Origin of the sequence: Streptomyces sp. NBC_00637, assembly GCF_045161545.1 — a bacterium.
In the GTDB taxonomy this organism is placed as follows: Bacteria; Actinomycetota; Actinomycetes; order Streptomycetales; family Streptomycetaceae; genus Streptomyces.
The window spans coordinates 2,498,467-2,519,712 of record NZ_CP109046.1; the positions used below are offsets into that span (position 1 = coordinate 2,498,467).

General features: G+C 71.0%; 15 protein-coding genes. 4 read left to right on the forward strand and 11 right to left on the reverse strand.

The features are described 5' to 3' along the window. Nucleotides 1-113 precede the first annotated feature (113 nt). Nucleotides 114-1,979: a ricin-type beta-trefoil lectin domain protein gene (locus tag OG440_RS10605; RefSeq protein WP_406006593.1), complete on the forward strand. Its 1,866-nt coding sequence runs from the start codon at nucleotides 114-116 to the stop codon at nucleotides 1,977-1,979. 150 nt (nucleotides 1,980-2,129) lie between these two features. On the opposite strand, the gene cimA is transcribed toward OG440_RS10605, so the two are convergent. From cimA to OG440_RS10645, 8 genes are all read right to left on the reverse strand, one after another. Then, nucleotides 2,130-3,734, reverse strand: a complete 1,605-nt coding sequence (gene cimA / locus OG440_RS10610; RefSeq protein WP_406006594.1) for a citramalate synthase — start codon at nucleotides 3,732-3,734, stop codon at nucleotides 2,130-2,132. Nucleotides 3,735-4,058: 324 nt separating this feature from the next. Then, nucleotides 4,059-4,673: a TetR/AcrR family transcriptional regulator gene (locus tag OG440_RS10615; RefSeq protein ID WP_406006595.1), complete on the reverse strand. Its 615-nt coding sequence runs from the start codon at nucleotides 4,671-4,673 to the stop codon at nucleotides 4,059-4,061. A 17-nt stretch (nucleotides 4,674-4,690) separates the two neighbouring features. Next, entirely contained in the window at nucleotides 4,691-5,728 is a 1,038-nt protein-coding gene (locus OG440_RS10620; protein ID WP_406006596.1) for an agmatine/peptidylarginine deiminase, read from the reverse strand. Nucleotides 5,729-5,737: 9 nt separating this feature from the next. Next, a complete protein-coding gene (locus OG440_RS10625) occupies nucleotides 5,738-7,411 on the reverse strand; it encodes an urease subunit alpha (protein WP_406006597.1) in 1,674 nt (557 codons plus the stop codon). Then, nucleotides 7,408-8,139, reverse strand: coding sequence for an urease subunit gamma (gene ureA / locus OG440_RS10630; RefSeq protein ID WP_406006598.1), 732 nt, complete (start codon nucleotides 8,137-8,139; stop codon nucleotides 7,408-7,410). The genes OG440_RS10625 and ureA overlap by 4 nt, the downstream gene beginning before the upstream one ends. Before the next feature lie 208 nt (nucleotides 8,140-8,347). Further along, nucleotides 8,348-9,436, reverse strand: coding sequence for a branched-chain amino acid aminotransferase (locus OG440_RS10635; RefSeq protein WP_406006599.1), 1,089 nt, complete (start codon nucleotides 9,434-9,436; stop codon nucleotides 8,348-8,350). Nucleotides 9,437-9,758: 322 nt separating this feature from the next. Beyond that, nucleotides 9,759-10,802: a 3-isopropylmalate dehydrogenase gene (locus tag OG440_RS10640; protein WP_406006600.1), complete on the reverse strand. Its 1,044-nt coding sequence runs from the start codon at nucleotides 10,800-10,802 to the stop codon at nucleotides 9,759-9,761. Nucleotides 10,803-10,997: 195 nt separating this feature from the next. After that, the gene (locus OG440_RS10645; protein ID WP_099935881.1) at nucleotides 10,998-11,129 is read right to left on the reverse strand and encodes a hypothetical protein; all 132 of its coding nucleotides are present in this window, start codon (nucleotides 11,127-11,129) and stop codon (nucleotides 10,998-11,000) included. A 464-nt stretch (nucleotides 11,130-11,593) separates the two neighbouring features. Here OG440_RS10645 and OG440_RS10650 point away from each other — a divergent pair, with 464 nt between their 5' ends. Both OG440_RS10650 and OG440_RS10655 read left to right on the forward strand, forming a co-directional pair. Further along, nucleotides 11,594-12,478 carry an alpha/beta fold hydrolase gene (locus tag OG440_RS10650; protein ID WP_406006601.1) on the forward strand — a complete coding sequence of 295 codons (885 nt, stop codon included), beginning with the start codon at nucleotides 11,594-11,596 and terminating at the stop codon, nucleotides 12,476-12,478. A gap of 137 nt (nucleotides 12,479-12,615) precedes the next feature. Then, the gene (locus OG440_RS10655; RefSeq protein WP_406006602.1) at nucleotides 12,616-14,259 is read left to right on the forward strand and encodes an IS1182 family transposase; all 1,644 of its coding nucleotides are present in this window, start codon (nucleotides 12,616-12,618) and stop codon (nucleotides 14,257-14,259) included. A 111-nt stretch (nucleotides 14,260-14,370) separates the two neighbouring features. Here the strand turns inward: OG440_RS10655 and pruA are convergent, their stop codons facing one another. Beyond that, complete coding sequence (pruA, locus tag OG440_RS10660) at nucleotides 14,371-16,011, reverse strand: L-glutamate gamma-semialdehyde dehydrogenase (protein WP_406006603.1); 1,641 nt, start codon at nucleotides 16,009-16,011, stop codon at nucleotides 14,371-14,373. Between the two features lie 179 nt (nucleotides 16,012-16,190). Further along, nucleotides 16,191-17,117, reverse strand: coding sequence for a proline dehydrogenase family protein (locus tag OG440_RS10665; protein WP_406006604.1), 927 nt, complete (start codon nucleotides 17,115-17,117; stop codon nucleotides 16,191-16,193). A 143-nt stretch (nucleotides 17,118-17,260) separates the two neighbouring features. Between OG440_RS10665 and OG440_RS10670 the strand changes: the two genes are divergently transcribed. Further along, nucleotides 17,261-18,496, forward strand: a complete 1,236-nt coding sequence (locus tag OG440_RS10670; protein WP_406006605.1) for a PucR family transcriptional regulator — start codon at nucleotides 17,261-17,263, stop codon at nucleotides 18,494-18,496. 5 nt (nucleotides 18,497-18,501) lie between these two features. On the opposite strand, the gene OG440_RS10675 is transcribed toward OG440_RS10670, so the two are convergent. Then, complete coding sequence (locus tag OG440_RS10675) at nucleotides 18,502-21,222, reverse strand: hypothetical protein (RefSeq protein ID WP_406006606.1); 2,721 nt, start codon at nucleotides 21,220-21,222, stop codon at nucleotides 18,502-18,504. Between the last annotated feature and the right edge of the window lie 24 nt (nucleotides 21,223-21,246).

Genomic DNA, 21,246 nt, shown 5'->3' on the forward strand with positions numbered 1-21,246 from the left:
GGACGTTGTTCGTTCGACAGATGAACGCGCGACCCCTTGACGCGCCTTCGAAGCCGTCATTTACTCACGCCTCGCACGCCCCCATCCCCCACCTGTCGAAAGGGCGGCGCCCCATGAGGAGATCCACTCGCGTCCTCCGGCTGCTCCTCGCCGGTCTGCTCACCTCCGCCGGGATCACCGCGGCCGCCGCGCCCGCGCACGCGGCCGGTGAGCAGGTCACGGTCTGGCTCACCACCACCGACGACGCCGGCGGGCGCCACGTGGTCCGCGGTCTGCAGGCCCAGCCCGCCTTCGCCTTCCAGGCGGGCGCCGGCGGCAGCGGCGAGAACATCACCGTCGACGAGAACACCGGGTACCAGACCTTCACCGGCGGCGGCGCGTCGTTCACCGACACCGCGGCCTGGCTGCTGAACGGCAGCGGGGCGCTGTCCGCCACGACCCGGGAGGCGACCCTGCGCAAGCTGTTCTCGCCGACCGAGGGCATCGGCCTGTCGTTCCTGCGCAATCCGATGGGCGGATCGGATCTCGCCCGCTTCGGCTACACCTACGACGACGTGCCGGCCGGCCAGAGCGACCCGGACCTCTCGGAGTTCTCCCTCGCCCACGACCTGGCGGACGTGGTGCCGCTGACCCGGCGGGCCCGGGAGCTGAACCCGGCGCTGACCGTGATGGCGTCACCCTGGACGGCGCCTGCCTGGATGAAGGACAGCGGCCGGCTCGACGGCGGGTGGCTGAAGGCGGAGTACTACGGGGCCTACGCGTCGTACTTCGTGAAGTACCTCCAGGCCTACCGGGACCAGGGCGTACCGGTGGCGTACGTGACGGCGCAGAACGAGCCGACGTGCTGCTCGGGCTACCCGTCGATGAGCTGGAACGCGTCGGGGCTCGCGTACTTCACCAAGAACGAACTGCTGCCCAAGCTGGCGTCGGCGGGACTGCCGACGAAGGTCCTGGCCCACGACTGGAACTGGGACACCTACGACGCGTACGCGGCGCAGACGGTGGACGACGCGGCGGTCCGCGCGCACCCGAACTTCGGCGGGATCGCCTGGCACGGCTACGGCGGGGACGTCGCCAAGCAGACGTCGGTGCACGACCGGTACCCGCAGCTGGACGCCTTCGGCACCGAGCACTCCGGCGGCACGTGGATCGCGAACCAGCAGCGCGAGGACATGCTGAACATCGTCGACTACACCCGCAACTGGGCGAAGTCGGTGACCAAGTGGTCGCTGGCCGTGGACCAGAACCGGGGGCCGCACAACGGCGGCTGCGGGACGTGCGACGGGCTGGTCACCGTGCACGACGGGGACGGGGCGAGCGGGACCGTCGACTACACGATCGAGTACTACACGATGGGCCACCTGACGAAGTTCGTGCGTCCGGGCGCCCGGCGGATCGCGTCGACGGCGTCGGCGTCCGTGCCCAATGTGGCCTGGCGCAACCCGGACGGCTCCAAGGCGCTGATCGCCTACAACGACGCGTCGGCCGCGAAAACGGTGACGATCGACTGGGGTGCGCAGCACGCCACGTACTCGCTGCCGGGGAAGACGTCGGCGACCTTCACCTGGTCGGGGACGCCCTCGGGCGACGCGAGCCGGTCGGGGTCCTTCGCCGGGCTCGCGGGCAAGTGCCTGGACGTGGCGGGCGGCGCGGCGGCCAACGGCACGGCCGTGCAGCTCTACGACTGCAACGGGTCGGCCGCACAGCGCTGGACGGTCCGGCCGGACGGCTCGATCCAGGCGCTCGGCAAGTGCCTCGACGTGGTCGGGGGGTCGACGGCCGACGGCGCCAGGACACAGCTGTACGACTGCAACGGGACCGGCGCCCAACGGTGGTCGTACGACGCCACCACCGGTGATGTCGTGAACACGGCGGCGAACAAGTGCCTCGACGTCACGGACAACTCGTCGGCCAACGGGGCCCGGGGCCAGATCTGGTCGTGCACGGGGGCGGCCAACCAGAAGTGGCAACTGCGGTAGGACACGGCCGCGGATACGGCTGCGGTGAGCCGTGCGGGGATCCTCGGCGAGCTCGCAAGGCTCGCCGGGGACCGCCCGTGCGGCCCGGGGACCGCCCGCCGAGCACCCGCGCGCGGGAACCCGGATCCGGCCACCCGGAACGGCCGTCGCCTACTCGGCGGGCTCCACCTTGGCCCGCAGCAGCCCGTACGTGTAGGCGTCCTCCAGGGCCTGCCAGGAGGCGGCGATCACGTTCTCCGCGACGCCCACCGTGGACCACTCGCCGGTGCCGTCCGTCGTGGAGATCAGGACGCGGGTGGTGGACTGGGTGCCGTGGACGCCCTCCAGGATGCGGACCTTGTAGTCGACCAGGTCGAGCTTGGCCAGCTGAGGGTAGATCTTCTCCAGTGCGACGCGCAGGGAGCGGTCCAGGGCGTTGACCGGGCCGTTGCCCTCCGCCGTGGCGACGATGCGCTCGCCCTTGGCCCACAGCTTGACCGTGGCCTCGTTGGCGTGGGTGCCGTCGGGGCGGTCCTCGACGATGGCACGCCAGGACTCGACCTCGAAGTACTTCAGCGGCCTGCCCTCGACCTCGGCCCGCAGCAACAGCTCGAAGGACGCGTCCGCCGCCTCGTAGGTGTAGCCCTCGAGCTCGCGTTCCTTGACCCGCTCCACCACCCGGCCGACCAGTTCCCGGTCTCCGCCCAGGTCGACACCGAGCTCCTTGCCCTTGAGCTCGATCGAGGCCCGTCCGGCCATGTCCGACACCAGCATCCGCATGGTGTTGCCGACCTGCTCGGGGTCGATGTGCTGGTAGAGGTCCGGGTCGACCTTGATGGCCGAGGCGTGCAGGCCGGCCTTGTGGGCGAAGGCCGAGACTCCCACGTACGGCTGGTGCGTGGACGGCGTCAGGTTGACGACCTCGGCGATCGCGTGCGAGATACGGGTCATCTCGCGCAGCCGGCCCTCGGGCAGGACCCGCTTGCCGTACTTCAGCTCCAGGGCCGCGACCACCGGGAACAGGTTCGCGTTGCCGACCCGCTCTCCGTAGCCGTTCGCCGTGCACTGGACGTGCGTCGCGCCCGCGTCCACCGCGGCCAGGGTGTTCGCCACCGCACAGCCGGTGTCGTCCTGGGTGTGGATGCCGAGCCGGGCGCCGGTGTCGGCGAGGACCGTGGCGACGACCGCCTGGATCTGCGCCGGGAGCATGCCGCCGTTGGTGTCGCAGAGGATGACCACGTCCGCGCCGGCCTCGGCGGCGGTGCGGACGACCGCCTTCGCGTACTCCGGGTTGGCGCGGTAGCCGTCGAAGAAGTGCTCGCAGTCGACGAAGACCCGGCGGCCCTGTCCCGTGAGGAAGGAGACGGTGTCGCTCACCATCGCGAGGTTCTCGTCCAGCGTCGTGCGCAGCGCCAGCTCGACGTGCCGGTCGTGGGACTTCGCGACCAGCGTGATCACCCCGGCGCCCGACTCCAGCAACGCCCTGACCTGGGGGTCCTCTGCGGCCTTCGCGCCCGCCCGGCGGGTGGCGCCGAACGCGACCAGCTGGGCGTGCTTGAAGTCGATCTCCTCCTGGGCGCGGGCGAAGAACTCGGTGTCGCGCGGGTTGGCGCCGGGCCAGCCGCCCTCGATGAAGCCCACTCCGAAGTCGTCCAGGTGCCGGGCGATGGCCAGCTTGTCGGCGACGGTGAGGTTGATGCCCTCACGCTGCGCGCCGTCGCGCAGGGTGGTGTCGAAGACGTGGAACGAGTCGTCGAGTTCGCTGGTTGAGGTCATGGTCTGAAGGCTCCTGTGTCGGATCTCGGTCGTTACCGGAATGACCGGCTCCACCATCCCCCCATGGTCCCGCGCGCTCTCGCTCCCGGCTGTGGGTGGGCCAGAAAAGCGAAAAACCCCTCGCGGGTGCGAGAGGTCTGCGCGCGGGTCGAGGACGACGATGGCCGCTCGTACCTGGTCGTACGGAGCGGTCACTGCGGACCGGCGCGCCTGCTGCCAATAATCGTGGCGAACGAGAGCACGGCGGCAGTCTGGCACAGACCGTCCATCTGCTCACGGGGTGTCTCAGGATGCGAGCAGCGCGTTCTCACGCGTCCCTATGTCTCACGCGTCCGCGAGCAGGCTCTCGGCCAGGAACTCACGGACGTGTCCGAGGACCTGCTCCCGGCCCGTGCCGCGCAGCCCGACGGCCACATGGATGGAGAAGCCGTCGAGGAGGGCGCGCAGCCGGGTCGCGAACCGGTCGGGGTCCACGGGCCGGAACTCGCCCCTCGAGACCCCTTCGGCGAGCAGGGCGACCAGGTCGCGATGCCAGGCGCCCTCGATGGCCGCCTGCCGGTCGCGGGCTTCCGCGTCCTCGGCGGCGCCCTGCGAACGGCTCCAGACCTCCAGCCAGAGCGTCCAGTGCGGATCGCGGTGGCCAGCGGGGACGTACAGGTCCACATAGGCGTCCAGGCGCTCACAGGCAGGCGCGGCGCGGGCCAGCAGCCGGGCGCGCTCGGCGCCGAGCCGGCCCTCGCTCCACTCCAGGGTGCGCAGCAGCAGTTCGTCCTTGGAGTGGAAGTAGTAGAGGAGATGGCCGCTGCTCATCCCGACCTCGCGGCCGAGCCCCGCCATGGTGAGTTTCTCCAGACCGCGTTCGGCGATCATCTCCATGGCGGCGGCGAGGACGTCCTCGCGGGGTGGCGCGTTGCGCCGTGCCCGTGCCGCTGCGGCCATTCCCGGCTCCCCTTCGCTCAGACTTTCGGCTGCTGCTGGGTGACGCAGTGGATGCCACCGCCGCCGGAGAAGATCGTACGGGCGTCCACCAGGGTGACCGTGCGCTGCGGGAACAGGCGGCGGAAGACGCCCGCCGCGAGCTCGTCGCGCGGGTCGTCGAAGCCGCAGAGCACGACACCGCCGTTGCAGAGGTAGTGGTTGATGTACGAGTAGTCGGCCCAGTGGCCGTCGGCCTCCAGCACGGTGGGGGCCGCGACCTCGACGACCTCCAGACGGCGGCCCCGTGCGTCGGTGTGCGCCTTCAGCAGCCCGATGACCTCTTTCGTCACCTCGTGGTCGGGGTGGGCCGGGTCGGGCTGGTGGTGGGCGACGACCACCCCGGGGCGGGCGAAGGCGGCGACGATGTCGACGTGGCCGAGGGTGCCGAAGCCGTGGGGAGGGTAGTCGCCGGTGAGTCCGCGGGGCAGCCAGATCGCCTTGCGGGTGCCGAGCATGGCGTGGATCTCCGCCTCGACCTCCTCCCGCGTCCACCCCGGGTTGCGCTCCGGGCCGAGCTGGACCGTCTCCGTCAGCAGGACCGTTCCCTCGCCGTCGACATGGATCGCGCCGCCCTCGTTGACCAGCTTCGAGGCGTACGTCCGCGCCCCCGCGAGGTCCGCGACATATCCGGCGATCTTCGCGTCGTGCTCCCAGCGTGCCCAGCCCTGGGCGCCCCAGCCGTTGAACGTCCAGTCGACGGCGGCGAGTTCACCGTCAGGGCCGGTCAGGAAGGTGGGGCCGATGTCCCGCATCCAGGCGTCGTCGAGCTCGCGCTCGACCGTGTCGACGCCCGGACCGAGGAGGGCGCGGGCGTCCGCCGACTGCCCGGGGCCGCACACCACCGTCACCGGCTCGAAGCGGTGGACGGCGCGGGCGACCGAGGCCCAGGCGGCCCGGGACGCACTCAGGTCGTCGGGGTCGTCGAAGGTGGGGTTGGGGCCCGGCCACGCCATCCAGGTGCGCTCGTGCGGGGTCCATTCGGCGGGCATGCGGAAGCCGTCGGCGGCAGCAGACATCAGCGGTCCTCAGAGGAAGTACAGGCGGTTGAGGGAGACGGACTCGGCCGGCTCGGAGCGCAGCGGCTCGCCGTCGAGGGTGACCAGGCCGGTGCGCTGGTCGACGTCGACCGCTCCGGTACGGGAATTGCGGCGCAGGTCGGCGGGGCCGATGCCGCGGGTGCCGCGGACGGCGACGCGGCGCCGGCGGGTCGGCATCGAGTCGCCGCCCTGGTCGAGGGCGGCCCGGGCGACGAAGGCGACCGAGATGTCGGCGGGCGTGGCCCCGTAGGCCCCGAACTGCGGTCCGAGGACCAGGGGTTCGCAGGTGTCGGTGGCCGCGTTCGGGTCGCCGGTCACGCCGTACGCCGGGAAGCCCGACTTGAGCACGAGCTGTGGCTTGGCGCCGAAGTACTCGGGGCGCCACAGCACGATGTCGGCGAGCTTGCCGACCTCGATCGAGCCGACCTCGTGCGCGAGGCCGTGGGCGATGGCCGGGTTGACGGTCAGCTTGGCGATGTAGCGCAGGACGCGCTCGTTGTCGTGGCCGTCGTCCGGGGCCCCGAACTCGGCCTTCATCTTGCCCGCCATGGCGAACGTACGGCGGACCGTCTCGCCCGCCCGGCCCATGCCCTGGGCGTCGGACGAGGTGATGCCGATCGCGCCCAGGTCGTGCAGCACGTCCTCGGCGCCCATGGTCCCGGCTCGGATGCGGTCGCGGGCCATGGCGGCGTCGCCGGGCAGGTCGGTCTTCAGGTCGTGGACGGCGACGATCATGCCGTAGTGCTCGGCCACGGCGTCCCGGCCGAAGGGGAGGGTGGGGTTGGTGGAGGAGCCGATGACGTTGGGGACGCCCGCCATCTTCAGCACGTTCGGGACGTGCCCGCCGCCGCAGCCCTCGATGTGGAAGGCGTGGACGGTCCGGCCCTCCAGCACCCTCAGGGTGTCCTCGACGGACAGGCACTCGTTCAACCCGTCGCTGTGCAGCGCCACTTGGACGTCGTGTTCCTCGGCGACGCGCAGCGCCGTGTCCAGCGCCCGGGTGTGGGCGCCCATGTCCTCGTGCACCTTGAAGCCCGAGGCGCCGCCTTCGGCCAGGGCTTCCACCAGGGGCGCGGCGGAGGACGAGGAACCCCGGCCGAGGAAGCCGATGTTGACCGGCCAGGCGTCGAAGGCGTTGAACGCATGCCGCAGCGCCCAGGGCGAGTTGACACCGACGCCCCACACGGGCCCGAACTCCTGCCCGATGACCGTGGTCACCCCGGAGGCGAGCGAGGCCTCCATGATCCGGGGCGACAGCAGGTGGACGTGGGTGTCGACGGCCCCGGCGGTGGCGATCAGCCCCTCGCCGGACACGATGGACGTGCCCGTGCCGACGACGACGTCGACCCCGTCGAGGGTGTCGGGGTTGCCGGCCCGCCCGATCGCGTGGATGCGGCCCTCGCGGATGCCGATCGACACCTTCCGGATCCCCTGCACGGCGTCGATCACGACGACGTTGCTGATCACGACGTCACAGGTGGCGCGGACGGCGGCGGCCTTGAGGTGCAGTCCGTCCCGGGCGGTCTTGCCGAAGCCGGCGAGGAACTCGTCGCCGTGCCGCTGGGAGTCCGACTCGACGCGGACGACGAGCCCCGAGTCGCCGAGGCGGACACGGTCGCCGGCCCTGGGACCGTGGGTGGTGGCGTACTCGTACGGATTCATCGCGCCCCTCCCGCTTCCGATCCCGATCCCGCTTGCGCTGCCGCTGCCGCTGCCGCTCCCAGATATCCGCAGGCGGCGGCCCGGCGCAGGGCCTCGTCCTTCGCTCCCGGCGCGTCGAGCGCCCCGTCGACCAGGCCGGCGAAGCCGATCGCGACCCGGTCGCCGCCGATCGGCACGAGCCCGACCTCGCTGCTCTCCCCCGGCCCGAAGCGCACGGAGGACCCGGCGGGGACGGCGAGCCGCATCCCGTAGGCCTTTTCCCGTACGAAGTCGAGCCGCGGGTTGGCCTCGAAGAAGTGGAAGTGGGAGGTGACGGAGACGGGCACGGTCGCCGTGTTCGTGACCGCCAGCCGTACGGCCGCCTCGGGGTCGGCGTGCGCGGGCCCCGGCAGCAGGGCTCCCGGCGCCCGGTCTCCCAGCGTGCCCCCGGCGATCGGGTCGCCGACGACCGCGAGGCGCGAGCCGTCGTCGAAGACGGCCTCGACATGCACCTCGGTGACGACGTCCGCGACGCCGGGCAGCACGTCGTCCGGGCCGAGGACCGACCGAGCGCGTTCGATCGCCTCGGCGAGCCGGACGCCGTCGCGGGCGGCCTCGCAGACGGTGTCCGCGATGAGCGCCGTCGCCTCGGGGACGTTCAGCCTGAGGCCGCGGGCCCGGCGGGCGCGGGCCAGCTCGGCGGCCCCGAAGAGCAGCAGCCGGTCCCGTTCGGTGGGGGTGAGTCGCACGTTCCTCTCCCTTTCTTTGAGCAGCACTCTAAATGTTCTCCTCGATGATCAGAAGACCTATCGGAAAACTTTTGAACACCGCTCAAACACGGTCGAGCCTTCGAAGGGCGCAGAGTGGGCCCGAAGTGCGCCCGAAGGCCCGAGGACACCCCGGGAACGCCACAGGGCCACCCCGGACGGGGTGGCCCTGTGGGCGGGAGAGCTGTGACTAGCCGAGCTCGTGCATCCAGCCGTGCTTGTCCTCGGCCGTGCCGCGCTGGATGTCCAGCAGGGCCTGGCGGAGCCTGAGGGTGACCTCGCCGGGCTCGCCGGCCGACTGCCGCCACTCGCCGCCGGTGCGCTTGACCGTGCCGACCGGGGTGATCACGGCGGCGGTACCGCAGGCGAAGACCTCCTTGAGGGCGCCGCTCTCGGAGTCGCGCTGCCACTGCTCGACGGAGACTCGGCCCTCCTCGGCCCTGTAGCCGAGGTCGCGGGCGACGGTGAGGAGGCTGTCACGGGTGACGCCCTCCAGGATGGAGCCCGTCAGCGACGGCGTGATGATCTTGTCGTCGTACACGAAGTACAGGTTCATGCCGCCGAGTTCCTCGACCCACTTGCGCTCGACCGCGTCGAGATAGCAGACCTGGGCGCAGCCCTGGGCGGCCGCCTCGGCCTGGGCGAGCAGGGAGGCCGCGTAGTTGCCGCCCGTCTTGGCGTCGCCCATGCCGCCGGGGACGGCACGCACGTGCTCCTCGGAGACCCAGATGGAGACGGGCTTGACGCCGCCCGGGAAGTAGGCGCCCGCCGGCGAGGCGATGACGAGGAACAGGTACTCGTTGGCCGGCTTCACGCCCAGGCCGACCTCGGTCGCGATCATGAAGGGCCGCAGGTAGAGGGACTCCTCGCCGCCGTGCGCGGGCACCCAGTCCTTGTCCTGGCCGACCAACGCGTCACACGCCTCGATGAACGTCTCGACCGGCAGCTCGGGCATGGCCAGGCGGCGGGCCGAGCGCTGGAAGCGCTTGGCGTTCTGGTCCGGGCGGAAGGTGGCGACCGAACCGTCGGGACGGCGGTACGCCTTCAGGCCCTCGAAGATCTCCTGCGCGTAGTGCAGGACGTTGGTGGCCGGGTCGAGGGGGATCGGCGCGTACGGAACGAGCTGACCGTCGTGCCACCCGCGGCCCTCGGTCCACTTGATCGTCACCATGTGGTCGGTGAAGTGGCGGCCGAACCCGGGGTTCGCCAGAATCGCCTGCCGCTCGGTGGCGGAGGTGGGGCTGGCTGAGGGCTTGAGCTCGATCGTGGGCGTCGTCATGAGTAGATGTCCTTCGCTTCCTGGCAAGCGTCTGGGCCACCCCGTGTCTTGCGGCCGGGGGTCCGGGGGTTGTCCCCCGGAAGATGCAGCACCGGTTGTAGTGACGGGCCGCGCTCACGCCCGTACGGCCGGTGGCCGGTGCTAGGACGTCCGAGCATTGCCTCATACCGCGGCTCCGCGTTCGATTATCGCAAGCGGCGGACGAGGGCCAAAACGGCGTGAATGCGACCCAGGGTTGATGGTGGCACCCGGCGGGGGACATGCGGAAGCCGCCGGGTGCGGATGCGACCCGGCGGCTTCGTGAGGTTTCGCGAGCGCGGGGTCAGCCGGCTACTCGTACGGCGAGCGCGTCACCGATCTCGGAGGTGCTGCGCGCGGGCAGCGAGCCGCGCTCCTCCAGGTCGACGGAGACGGCGTCCTCGATGCGGACCGCCTCGGCCTCGTAGCCGAGGTGGCGCAGGAGCAGGGCGACGGACAGGACCGTGGCGGTGGGGTCGGCCTTGCCCTGGCCGGCGATGTCCGGGGCCGAGCCGTGCACCGGCTCGAACATGGACGGGAACTCGCCGGACGGGTTGATGTTCCCGCTCGCGGCGACGCCGATACCGCCGGAGACGGCCGCGGCGAGGTCGGTGATGATGTCGCCGAAGAGGTTGTCGGTGACGATGACGTCGAAGCGCGCGGGGTCCGTGACGAGGTAGATCGTCGCGGCGTCCACGTGGATGTAGTCCGTGGTGACGTCGGGGAACTCGGTGGCCACCCGGTTGAAGACGTTCGTCCAGAGGTGACCGGCGAAGGCCAGCACGTTGTTCTTGTGGACCAGCGTGAGCTTCTTGCGGGGGCGGGCCTGGGCGCGGGCGAAGGCGTCCCGGACCACGCGCTCGACGCCGAAGGCCGTGTTCACGGAGACCTCGGTGGCGACCTCGTGCGGGGTGCCCTTGCGGATCGTGCCGCCGTTGCCGGTGTACGGACCCTCGGTGCCCTCACGGACCACGACGAAGTCGATCTCGGGCTGGCCGGCCAGCGGGGTGGCGACCCCCGGGAGGAGCTTCGACGGCCGCAGGTTGACGTGGTGATCGAAGAGGAACCGCAGCTTGAGCAGGAAACCCCGCTCCAGGACGCCGGAGGGGACGCTCGGGTCGCCGATCGCGCCGAGCAGGATGGCGTCGTGCCGCTTGAGCGCCTCGGCGTCCGCGTCGGTGAGGGTCTCACCGGTGGCGTGGTAGCGCCGGGCGCCGAAGTCGTACTCCTCGGTCTCCAGCTTCACATCCTGCGGGAGGACGGCGGAGAGGACCTTGAGACCCTCGGCCACGACCTCCTGGCCGATGCCGTCACCGGGAATCACTGCGAGATTGAGGCTGCGAGACATACGGGAACCGTACTCCTCGTCCCATGGGATGACATGGACCGTCCGCCATACGGACAGGCGAGTCGTGGTGCGGACGCGGCGACGAGGACCCGGAAGTCGTGTGGGGTCGAGGTGCGACGCGGGTCCCGAAGTCCCGTTCGGGGCCCGCGCCGCACCCCGTGCGGGTGCGGCTCCCGGGCTGTGGGGCGGCTCGGCTCAGTGGCCGGTCTCGCCGCCGTTGTCACGGCGGTCGAGGGCGCGCTGGAGCGCCGCGGCGGCGTTCTTGCGGTCGGACTCGCTCGTGCGGGAGATGTGACGGACTCGGCGGCGGACGGTCGTCTCGGCCATGGGGAATCGACTCCTTCGAATTCCAGGGAGTGCCAAGGGGGTTGCGAGACGCCGGATGGGGCGGGGAGCGGGGCCGCAGGGATTGCCTGCACGGGGCCCGGCTCACGACCGCCATTCGCTTGGTCGAGCGAGACGTTCGGCTCCTACAAAACTAAGGGAGGAGCACGCGCCTGTCTCTACAATTACTCGGACTTCCTACTATCTGAGACGGCCCCTCGGGTCACCCGGCGCCGACCTGCGGTTTCGCAGACGATCTCCCTCCCGGGCGAGCGCCCGAACGGTCGCACTCCCGGCCGCGTTCCGGCCGGACCCCCGACCGCACCCCGGCGGTGACCGCGGCCCGACCGCGACCCGATCACGCCCTCCGCCCGTCCACGCATCCCTCCGCCGAACGGCACCACCCTCACCGACCTAACCGTTAAAAGCCTCTTGACCAGTTAGTCGTCACGTGGTGCACTCGTGCCATGACCCTCCACGCCCACCGCCAGGTCCGTCACCGCACCACCACCGTCCGCGGCCACGAGGTGTACTACCGGGAGGCGGGCCCGGCAGACGCGCCCGTCCTGCTGCTTCTGCACGGCTTCCCGAGCAGCTCCCACATGTTCCGCGACCTGATACCGCTGCTCGCCGACAGTCATCGCGTCATCGCCCCCGACCACATCGGCTTCGGCCGGTCGGCGGCGCCCGCCGACTTCCGGTACACGTTCGACGAACTGGCCGCCGTCACCGGGGAGTTCACCGAGCAGCTCGGTCTGAAGGAGTTCGCGCTCTACATCCAGGACTACGGCTCCCCCATCGGCCTGCGCCTCGCCCTCGCCCATCCCGACCGGGTGACCGCGATCGTCACGCAGAACGGCAACGCCTACGAGGAGGGACTGGGCGCGCAGGCCTGGGCGCCGGTGCTGGCGCTGATCGCGGAGCGGACCCCGCGGACCGAGGCGCCGGTGCGGGAGATCAGCAGCCCGGAGGGGATCAGGTGGCAGTACCTGCACGGAGTCCCGCCGGAGCAGCAGGAGTTGGTGAGCCCCGACGCCTACGAGCACGACGCGGCCCTCATGGCCCGGCCCGGTCAGTCGCGCATCCAGCTCGACCTGATCTCCGACTACGGATCCAACATCGCCCTCTACCCGGCCTTCCAGGAGTACTTCCGCACCAGCCAGGTCCCGCTGCTGGCGGTCTGGGGCGCCGGTGACGAGATCTTCGTCCCGGCCGGCGCGCTCGCGTTCCGCCGCGACCTGCCCCGGGCGGAGGTCCACCTGCTGCCCACCGGGCACTTCGCGCTGGAGACGCACGCGGGCCAGATCGCGGCGCTGATCCGGGACTTCCTCGGACGCAGCCTCACCCGTTGACGCGAGACACGCGGGCAACGGGAAGGGGCCGGGCAGTTCGACTCTGTTGGTCAATGCCTGGCCCCTCCGCGTGACGTTGGCCTTCACCGCCCGGTTGTGGGTGGTGAAGGCCAACGTTGTGTTTGGGGAGGGCGTCGGTGTCTTTGCGTGTGCTGGGGCTGGGGGAGATCCCGGAGGAGACCGCGCGGGTTGCGCGGGTGGTGTGTCCTCGTGGTGCGTTCGCTATGCGGCTGTGGGAGGAGTTCGCCGAGGTCTTCTCGGGGGAAGCGTTCGCAGACCTGTATCCCGAGCGGGGACGCCCGGCTGTGGCACCGGGCGTGTTGGCCCTGGTCACGGTGTTGCAGTTCGCCGAGGGGCTGTCCGACCGGCAGGCGGCGGACGCCGTGCGCACGCGGATCGACTGGAAGTACGCGATCGGCCTGGAGTTGATGGACACCGGGTTCGACTACTCGGTACTCAGCGAGTTCCGGTTCCGGATGCTGGCAGGTGAGAAGGCCGGCGAGGTCTTCGATCTCGTCCTGCGTCTGGCCAGGGAACGCGGGCTGCTGAAGACCGCGGGACGGCAGCGGACCGACTCCGCGAAGGTGCTGGGAGCGATCACGGGGCTGAACCGGCTGGCCCTGGTCGGGGAGAGTCTGCGAGCCGCTTTGAATTCGATCGCGGCCGTGGCGCCGGACTGGCTGGCGGGCCGGGTCGATCTGGAATGGTTCGACCGCTACGGCCACCGGGTCGAGGAGGCCCGGCTACCCAGGAGCAAGGACAAGCAGCGGGCCTGGACGGCGCAGGTCGGCGCGGACGGTGTGCGGCTGATGACCGCGGCCTTCGCCCCTGACGCACCGCGCGAGGTGAGGACGCTTGAGCCAGTGGAGGTACTGCGGCAGGTCTGGGTGAAGAACTACCAGGTCGGTGAGGGCGAGGTGCGCTGGCGGGAGGAGAACGACCTCCCGCCGGGCAGACTCCAGCCCTGTTCGCCCTATGACCTGGATGCCCGCCGGGGCGCCAAGGCCGGTTCCGGGTGGGCCGGCTATCTGATCCAGCTGACCGAGACGTGTGAGCCGGATGTGCCGAACCTGATCACACACGTCGCCACCACGGACGCGTCGGTCAATGACTCCAAGATGACCCAGACCATCCAGACCGACCTGGCCGCCCGCGGCATGCTGCCCGCCGTCCACCTGGCCGACGGGAACTACATCGACGGCAGCAACATCCTCGCCGCCGAGCGCATGGGCATCGAACTGCTGGGGCCGGTCCAGAGGAACACCACGGTCCAGGCGAAAGGACGGTTCGCCACCGATGCCTTCGCCGTCGACTGGGACCGCCGGCAGGTGACCTGCCCCAACGGCATCACCACCGATCAGTGGTATCCCCGCACCAACTCCCAGGGAGCTGAAGTCGTCCGGGTCCGCTTCCGCCATAGCGAGTGCCGCCCCTGCCCCGACCTGCGTTCATGCGTCGGATCAGCCACCGGCCAGCGCCGCGAGATCATGCTGCGACACCACGACGAACACCAGGCGATCCAGCAGAACCGCGCCGCCCAGCAAACCCGCGAATGGCGCGACCGCTACCAGCAGCGCAACGGCATCGAGGCCACCGTCTCCCAAGGAGTCCGCGCCTACGGCCTGCGCCGGTCCCGCTACCGCGGCCAGCCCAAGACCCACCTCCAGCACCTCTTCGCCGCAGCCGCGATGAACCTCTCGCGCCTCGACACCTGGACCAGCGGCACACCGCGAATCGGCACCCGCACTTCCCGCTTCGAAGCGCTGAGGCCCGCCGCCTGATGCCGACGGGCCTCACGGAGGGCCAGGCATTGACCAACAGAGTCAGTTCGCCCGGCCCCTTCCCCCGTCCTACGACAGCGCGTCGGACCGTCCTGCGACAGCGCGAACGCGTCAGCCCATGTGCGGGTACCCGTAGTCGGTCGGCGCGACCAGCGTCTCCTTGATGGCGCGGGTCAGGGTCCAGCGCATCAGGTTCTGCGGGGCGCCGGCCTTGTCGTTGGTGCCGGAGGCGCGGCCACCGCCGAAGGGCTGCTGGCCGACGACGGCGCCGGTCGACTTGTCGTTGATGTAGAAGTTGCCGGCCGCGTAGCGCAGCTTCTCCATCGTGTACGCGGCGGCCGCGCGGTCGCCCGAGATGACCGAGCCCGTCAGCGCGTAGTCCGACACCGACTCCATCTGCGTCAGCATCTCGTCGTACGCCTCGGCGGAGCTGTCGTCGTACACGTGGACGGCGAGGAACGGGCCGAAGTACTCGGTCGTGAAGACCTCGTTCTCCGGGTCGGTGCACTCGACGACGGTCGGGCGGACGAAGTAGCCGACCGAGTCGTCGTAGGAACCGCCCGCGACGATCGTGCAGGTCGGGTCCGCCTTCGCGCGGTCGATCGCCGCCTTGTTCTTCGCGAAGGAACGCTCGTCGATGACGGCGCCGACGAAGTTGGAGAGATCGGTGACGTCACCCATGGTGAGGTAGTCGACCTCGGCCGCGAACTCCTCCTTGAAGCCGGAGTTCCAGATCGACGCCGGGATGTAGGCGCGGGAGGTCGCGCTGCACTTCTGGCCCTGGTACTCGAAGGCGCCACGGGTGAGCGCCGTCTTCAGCACCGCGCGGTCCGCGCTCGGGTGCGCGACGACGAAGTCCTTGCCGCCGGTCTCGCCGACCAGACGCGGGTAGGAGCGGTACTTCTCGATGTTGGCGCCGACCGTCTTCCACAGGTACTGGAAGGTCTTCGTCGAGCCGGTGAAGTGGATACCGGCGAGGTCGCGGTGCTCGAGGGCCACCTTCGAGACCTCGACGCCGTCGCCGGTGACCAGGTTGATGACGCCCTTGGGCAGCCCGGCCTCCTCCAGCAGCCGCATCAGCAGCACGGCGGCGTGGGTCTGCGTCGGGGACGGCTTCCACACCACCACGTTGCCCATCAGCGCGGGCGCGGTCGGCAGATTGCCCGCGATCGCCGTGAAGTTGAACGGCGTGATCGCGTAGACGAAGCCCTCGAGCGGCCGGTGGTCGAGACGGTTCCAGACACCCGGGGAGTTCGCCGGGGGCTGCTCGGCCAGGATCTGGCGGGCGTAGGCGACGTTGAAGCGCCAGAAGTCGACCAGCTCGCAGGGGCAGTCGATCTCCGCCTGCTGGGCGGTCTTCGACTGGCCGAGCATGGTCGACGCGGCGAGCGTCTCGCGCCAGGGGCCGGCGAGCAGCTCCGCGGCACGCAGGATGATGGCGGCGCGGTCGTCGAAGGACATGGCGCGCCAGGCCGGCGCGGCGGCGAGTGCCGCGTCGATCGCGTCCTGCGCGTCCTGCTGCGTGGCGTTGGCGTAGGTGCCGAGGCGGGCCTGGTGGTTGTGCGGCTGCACGACGTCGAACCGCTCGCCGCCGCCCATCCGCTGCTCGCCGCCGATGGTGCAGGGCAGGTCGATCGGGTTGTCGGCCAGCTCCTTGAGCTTGGTCTCCAGCCGGGCACGCTCCGGCGAGCCGGGGGCATAGCCGTGCACCGGCTCGTTGACGGGGGTGGGGACCTGGGTTACCGCGTCCATGTCTTCCGTTACTCCTTCTGAGCGGGTGTTTCGAGCGGGTGCGGGATCAGCCCTTGCTGATCGTCGAGCGGACGGGGAACCGCGGACCGGCCGGGTTCCCCGCGAGGGGGCGCGTGTCGCGCCCTCCCGGGGGACGACCCCGGGCCCCTCGGCGAAGACGCCTGCGGCTGCCTCATGTCTCAGCCCCGGGTGAGCATGCTGCGGGCGAAGAACCGCAGGTTGGCGGGCTTCTCCGCGAGGCGGCGCATGAAGTAGCCGTACCAGTCGGTGCCGTAGGCGGTGTACACGCGCATGCGGTGCCCCTCGGCTGCCAGCCGCACGTGCTCGTCGCCGCGGATGCCGTACAGCATCTGGAACTCGTACTCGTCCAGCTTGCGCCCGGCCTTGCGGGCGAGCTCCTGCGCGATGGAGATGAGGCGCGGGTCGTGGGACCCGATCATGGGGTACCCCTCGCCCTCCATCAGCGTGCGCAGGACGCGGACGTACGCCTTGTCGATCTCGTGCTTCTGCTGGTAGGCGACCTCGGCGGGCTCCTTGTAGGCGCCTTTCACCAGCCGTACCCGGCTGCCGCTCGCGGCGAGGCGGCGGGCGTCGGCCTCCGTGCGGAACAGGTAGGCCTGGATGACACAGCCGGTCTGCGGGAAGTCCTTCCGCAGCTCCTCGTGGATGGCGAACATCGAGCCGAGGGTGGTGTGGTCCTCGGCGTCGAGGGTGACGGTGGTGCCGATGGCGGCGGCGGCCTCGACCACCGGCCGGACGTTGGCGAGGGCCAGCTCATGGCCCCCGTCCAGCGCCTGGCCGAACATCGACAGCTTGACGGACATCTCGACCCGCCCGCCGAGCTCCAGCCCTTCGAGCCGGTCGATCAGCGCCAGGTAGGCGTCCCGGGCGGCGGCGGCCTGCTCGGGGGTGGTGATGTCCTCGCCGACGACGTCCATCGTCAGCTCCAGCCCCCCGGCGGTCAGCTCCTCGACGATCGGGACGATGTCGTCGACCGTCTCACCGGGGATGAAGCGGTCCACGACCTGCTTCGTCACCGGGGCCGCCGAGATCAGGCGTCGCATCCGGTCGCTGCGCGACGCGGCGAGAATCACGGGACCCAGCACGGGGCACCTCCACATACCAACCCATACGAGGCCGTTGCCCGACGATCGGGGAACGGCACGGAGAACCACCGTGAAACCTAAGGATCCCTCCGATCGTGGGCCATCGACAGCTGTCACGCATCCGTGCCGCGGATCTCAGACAGATGTATGAAGGGGATGCGGAAGTGCGGGAGAATGCCCGGGTGACAGCCGATTACCAAGGTGACCACCAGGAGCTCGTCGACGAGATCTCCGAGCTGCTCGGCGCCCCCGCGACCCTGGAGAACCGGGATTTCGAGCTGATCGCCTTCGGCGCCTACGACAGCGAGGGCGAGCTCGACGCCTCGGCGCTGGATCCGGTGCGCACCCGCTCGATCCTGACCCGGCGCTCCACCACCGCCGTCCGCACCTGGTTCGAGGGCTTCGGCATCACCCGCGCGACCGGCCCGGTCCGGATCCCGCCGACCCCGGAGGCCGGGGTGTACCGGGGGCGCGTCTGCCTCCCCGTACGGCACCGGGGGGTCGTCCTCGGCTATGTCTGGCTGCTCGACGACGACCCCGGGTTCTCGAACGCCCAGCTGGCGGCCGCCATGGAGGTGACCGGCCGGATCGGCGCGCTGCTGGCCGACGAGGCGCAGCACGGCGCGGACCTCACCCGGGAGCTGCGGGCGGTGCTGACCGCCCAGGCCGACTGGCAGCGGGACATGGCGGTGGCGGAGCTGCGTACCGCGCTCGGCGCCCGAGCGGACGGCCCGCACACGGTGGTGTGCGTGACGCCCTGGCCGTCCACCGATCCCGACGACGCGCCCTCGCTGCGTACGCTGCCGGGGGCGACGGCGCTGTGCACGGTCCCGTGGGGCGGGGGCGCGCCCCACGCCCTCAAGGCGGAGGGGGATTCCCAGTCGCTGGCCCTGCTGGTCCGTCTGCGGTCCACGGACACCCTCACTCCGGCGACGTCGGCGGCGGCGCGGCTGCTGGAGCGGGCGGGCGGGTCCGCCGCGGGGGTGGCCGCCGGGCGGGCCGGGCTCGCGGAACTCGGCACCGCCTGGCAGGAGGCGTCGGCGTCGGCCCGGGCGGCGCTGGCGGAGCCCGGCCTCGGCCCGGTCGCCCGGTGGGCGTCCATCGGCCCCTACCGACTCCTGACCGCCCTGCCCCGCGAGACCGCCCAGGACCCCGCCGTACGGCCCCTGTTGGCCCCGGCGCACCACGAACTCGCCCGCACGGCAGAGGTGTACCTCGACTGCGCGGGCCAGGCGGGCCGCACGGCGGCCGAGTTGGGAATCCACCGGCAGACCCTCTACTACCGGTTGTCCCGGGTGGAACAGCTGACAGGCCTGGATCTGGACGACGGCGAGGACCGGCTGCTCCTGCACATGACCCTCAAGGCGGCCCGGCTCTGACGAGGTCAGGGGCTGCTCGTCGCCGAGGTCTGCGGCGGCTGCGGTCCTGACTCCTGCGGCGCCGTCGCCCACACTCCGACCAGAGCCGTGGCAAGGGCCGTCGTCACCGCGACCAGCACGGTCGTCACCGGGACCGCAAGGGACGACAGCGTACGGAAGTTCCGGATCTGCCCCCAGCGCAGCCCGGCGGCACGCACCTGACGGGCCTCCCAGTACAGGCCGAGCGCGAGGAAGACGGCCAGGCAGTCGCCGGTGGTGAGCAGCAGGGACACGCCGAACTCGGCAGCCGGGTCGAACTGGTAGAGCAGGGACGCCAGTTCGGCGGGGAGCACCACGGCAAGCAGACACATCGCCCGGCCTAGCGGGGTACTGCCACGCAGCCAGGAGTACAGGTAGCCGTAGACGAAGCCGTAAAGCGGCCAGCGCAGAGCGGTGAGCCACTCGCTGACGACCACCGGGGGGTCGTAGACGGCGATGGTGGAGATGCGCGGAGGCAGGGTGTACGCGATCCACGGCAGACTCAGCGCACCGGCGAAGACGGCGGCGGCCACACCGTTGCGCCAGGCACTGCGGCCGCCGGAGGAGCCGAGCGCGAGGGCTCGCAGGCCGAAGGCGCGCAGCGGCGCGCCGACGCCCAGGCCCCTCAGGCGTGTGTTGAAGTCACGGGGCTTGAGGCTGCCCTCGGCGAGGGCGGTGTGCGAGGCCGTCAGGAACATCCGGCGGCCCGCGGCCAGCGCCTGTTCCTTCAACAGGGCGTGGACGCGGCGAAGGTGCGCGCCCTGTGTAGTGGCGTGCAGACGCTCGGCCCTCGACCGCGCGGCGGCGGGAATCAGCCAGGCGAAGCCGGTTGCGGCGAACGCGAGGGCCAGCAGGAGAGAGTCACCCCGCGCATAGCCGCTGCCAACCTGGCTGAATCCGCTCGCGGCCGGTACGGTCACGGCCGCCGTAACACCGAGAGTGAGCAGCGCCGTGCGCGTGTGCGGTGGCCAGGACCCTGCGTCGTGCCGGAAGCGCCACACCAGGCTGGCAGCGACGCACACGACGCCGGCTTCCACGACCACCAGGGTGCTGTTGACCGCTGCGCTGGAACCCACCCCGACTCCGTTCCAGCGTCCCGTGCCGGAATAGTCTGTCCAGATCTGGATGGCCTCTCCCTCCCCCACACTCAGTAGCCACCACAGCAGCACAGCCGTACCGGCCGCCACCCGGCTGCGCACCCCCAGGGCGACGAGCGCCGCGAGGACGGCCAAGGGCCAGAAGCACTCCAGGGCGTAGGTCGCCACGGTGTTCGCGGTCCGCCAGTGCCCTTCGGGGGTGCGGCCGAGGATGTCCTCCGGAAAACCCGCACCCGGCCCCACGGCCAGCAAGCCCACCCACCCGGCGACGGCGACAGTCACGGCCCAGCGCCGGCCCGGTACACCGAGCAGGCCGCCCCGCAGCACAGCTGCCACGGCACAGGCCAACAGAGTGACAGCGGCCGGCTGGAGCCAGGGCCACTGGGACGAGTCAGCCAGCGAGAGCGCTGCCACGGGTGCCAGCAGCGCCAGTCCCGGCGTGGCGGCCAGCAGCATCCAGAGGGCCCGCGGCGGTCGGCCGGTGCTCAGCCGGGCCGCCAGGGCAACGAGCAGCAGCGGCACCACCACCCACCACCACGCCGCAAAGGCTGTTCCCGCCCAGGCCGCAGGTTCATCCGTGCCCAGGCCGAGGCCGAACGCGCCCAAAGCGTTCAGGAGCAACAAGACCGTGCCAACCGTGGCCACGGCAACGGCCGATTGCCAGCGGCGCAGCGTGGAGGGTGGCGCCCATGCGCGCGTGAAGGGCAGCACCAGGCAGAACAGAAGGGCGGCGAACGCCGCGAGCAGGAAACTTACATCGCGGACGGTGGAGGAGGTGGACTGGAGGGTGTCGCTGAGAATCACGAAGTCGCTCCGGCCATCGCCGGCCGCGTCGAAGTCGCCGACCGTGACAGCCACTGTTCCCTTGGCCGGCAGCAGGATGTCGACCTGGGCGAGGGACTGTCTGAGGACCTGGCCCTGCGTCGCGGACTCGAACTGGACAGCCTGGATCTTGCCGGCCTCGGCCCGGACACTCACGGTCCACCGGTCGTAGATCCCGGCGGCCCCCAGCCGCGCGTCTTTCGGCTTCAGCACAAGCGTCATGGAACCGTCGAGGTCGATGTCCTTGAGGCACTTCGGAGCAAGGTGTTCGCCCGACACCTCGGACGTGACCGATACCTTTGCTTTCGGGCTCTTCTGCTCGACCTGGGTGCGTTCCACGCCGGCGTCCGGGGCCACCTTGCCGAAGTAGCAGTCCCCCTCGCTCTTGAGGCGGGCGGTGAAGGGCATCCAGTCGGCCATCGATCCACCGCTCCGCAGGTCGGCGGCAAAGGGGTCGTCACCGTTCAGCGTCAACCGATGCCGGGCTCGCGCGTCCCAGCCGGAGGAGAGGGCGAGTCTGAACTCCGACGTCCCCGAGCGGGGAGCGCGCTCCTTCTCTCGATACCGAACCCGCGTCTCGCGCTGCTCCTTCTCGAGCTCGTTCTGCTGCTGCTCGCTGAGTTCGCCCAAGTCCTCCCATCCGGGCCAGGCGTTGTCCACCTGCTCCCGATAGCTGCGGTCGACCGCCGCCGTCCACGCCAGATGCGCGCCCACGAACCCGCCCGCCGTCACCAGCGAGAGCAGAACCCCCGCCAGGCATCGTCGCCAGGTCGCCCGACCTACAGCCACGCACGTCCCCCTCCCCCGAGCCCG

Coding starts and splice junctions, on each gene's coding strand:
- OG440_RS10605 (WP_406006593.1), top strand. CDS start 114: ATGAGGAGATCCACTCGCGTCCTCCGGCTGCTCCTCGCCGGTCTGCTC.
- cimA (WP_406006594.1), bottom strand. CDS start 3,734: ATGACCTCAACCAGCGAACTCGACGACTCGTTCCACGTCTTCGACACC.
- OG440_RS10615 (WP_406006595.1), bottom strand. CDS start 4,673: ATGGCCGCAGCGGCACGGGCACGGCGCAACGCGCCACCCCGCGAGGAC.
- OG440_RS10620 (WP_406006596.1), bottom strand. CDS start 5,728: ATGTCTGCTGCCGCCGACGGCTTCCGCATGCCCGCCGAATGGACCCCG.
- OG440_RS10625 (WP_406006597.1), bottom strand. CDS start 7,411: ATGAATCCGTACGAGTACGCCACCACCCACGGTCCCAGGGCCGGCGAC.
- OG440_RS10635 (WP_406006599.1), bottom strand. CDS start 9,436: ATGACGACGCCCACGATCGAGCTCAAGCCCTCAGCCAGCCCCACCTCC.
- OG440_RS10640 (WP_406006600.1), bottom strand. CDS start 10,802: ATGTCTCGCAGCCTCAATCTCGCAGTGATTCCCGGTGACGGCATCGGC.
- OG440_RS10645 (WP_099935881.1), bottom strand. CDS start 11,129: ATGGCCGAGACGACCGTCCGCCGCCGAGTCCGTCACATCTCCCGCACG.
- OG440_RS10650 (WP_406006601.1), top strand. CDS start 11,594: ATGACCCTCCACGCCCACCGCCAGGTCCGTCACCGCACCACCACCGTC.
- pruA (WP_406006603.1), bottom strand. CDS start 16,011: ATGGACGCGGTAACCCAGGTCCCCACCCCCGTCAACGAGCCGGTGCAC.
- OG440_RS10670 (WP_406006605.1), top strand. CDS start 17,261: ATGTATGAAGGGGATGCGGAAGTGCGGGAGAATGCCCGGGTGACAGCC.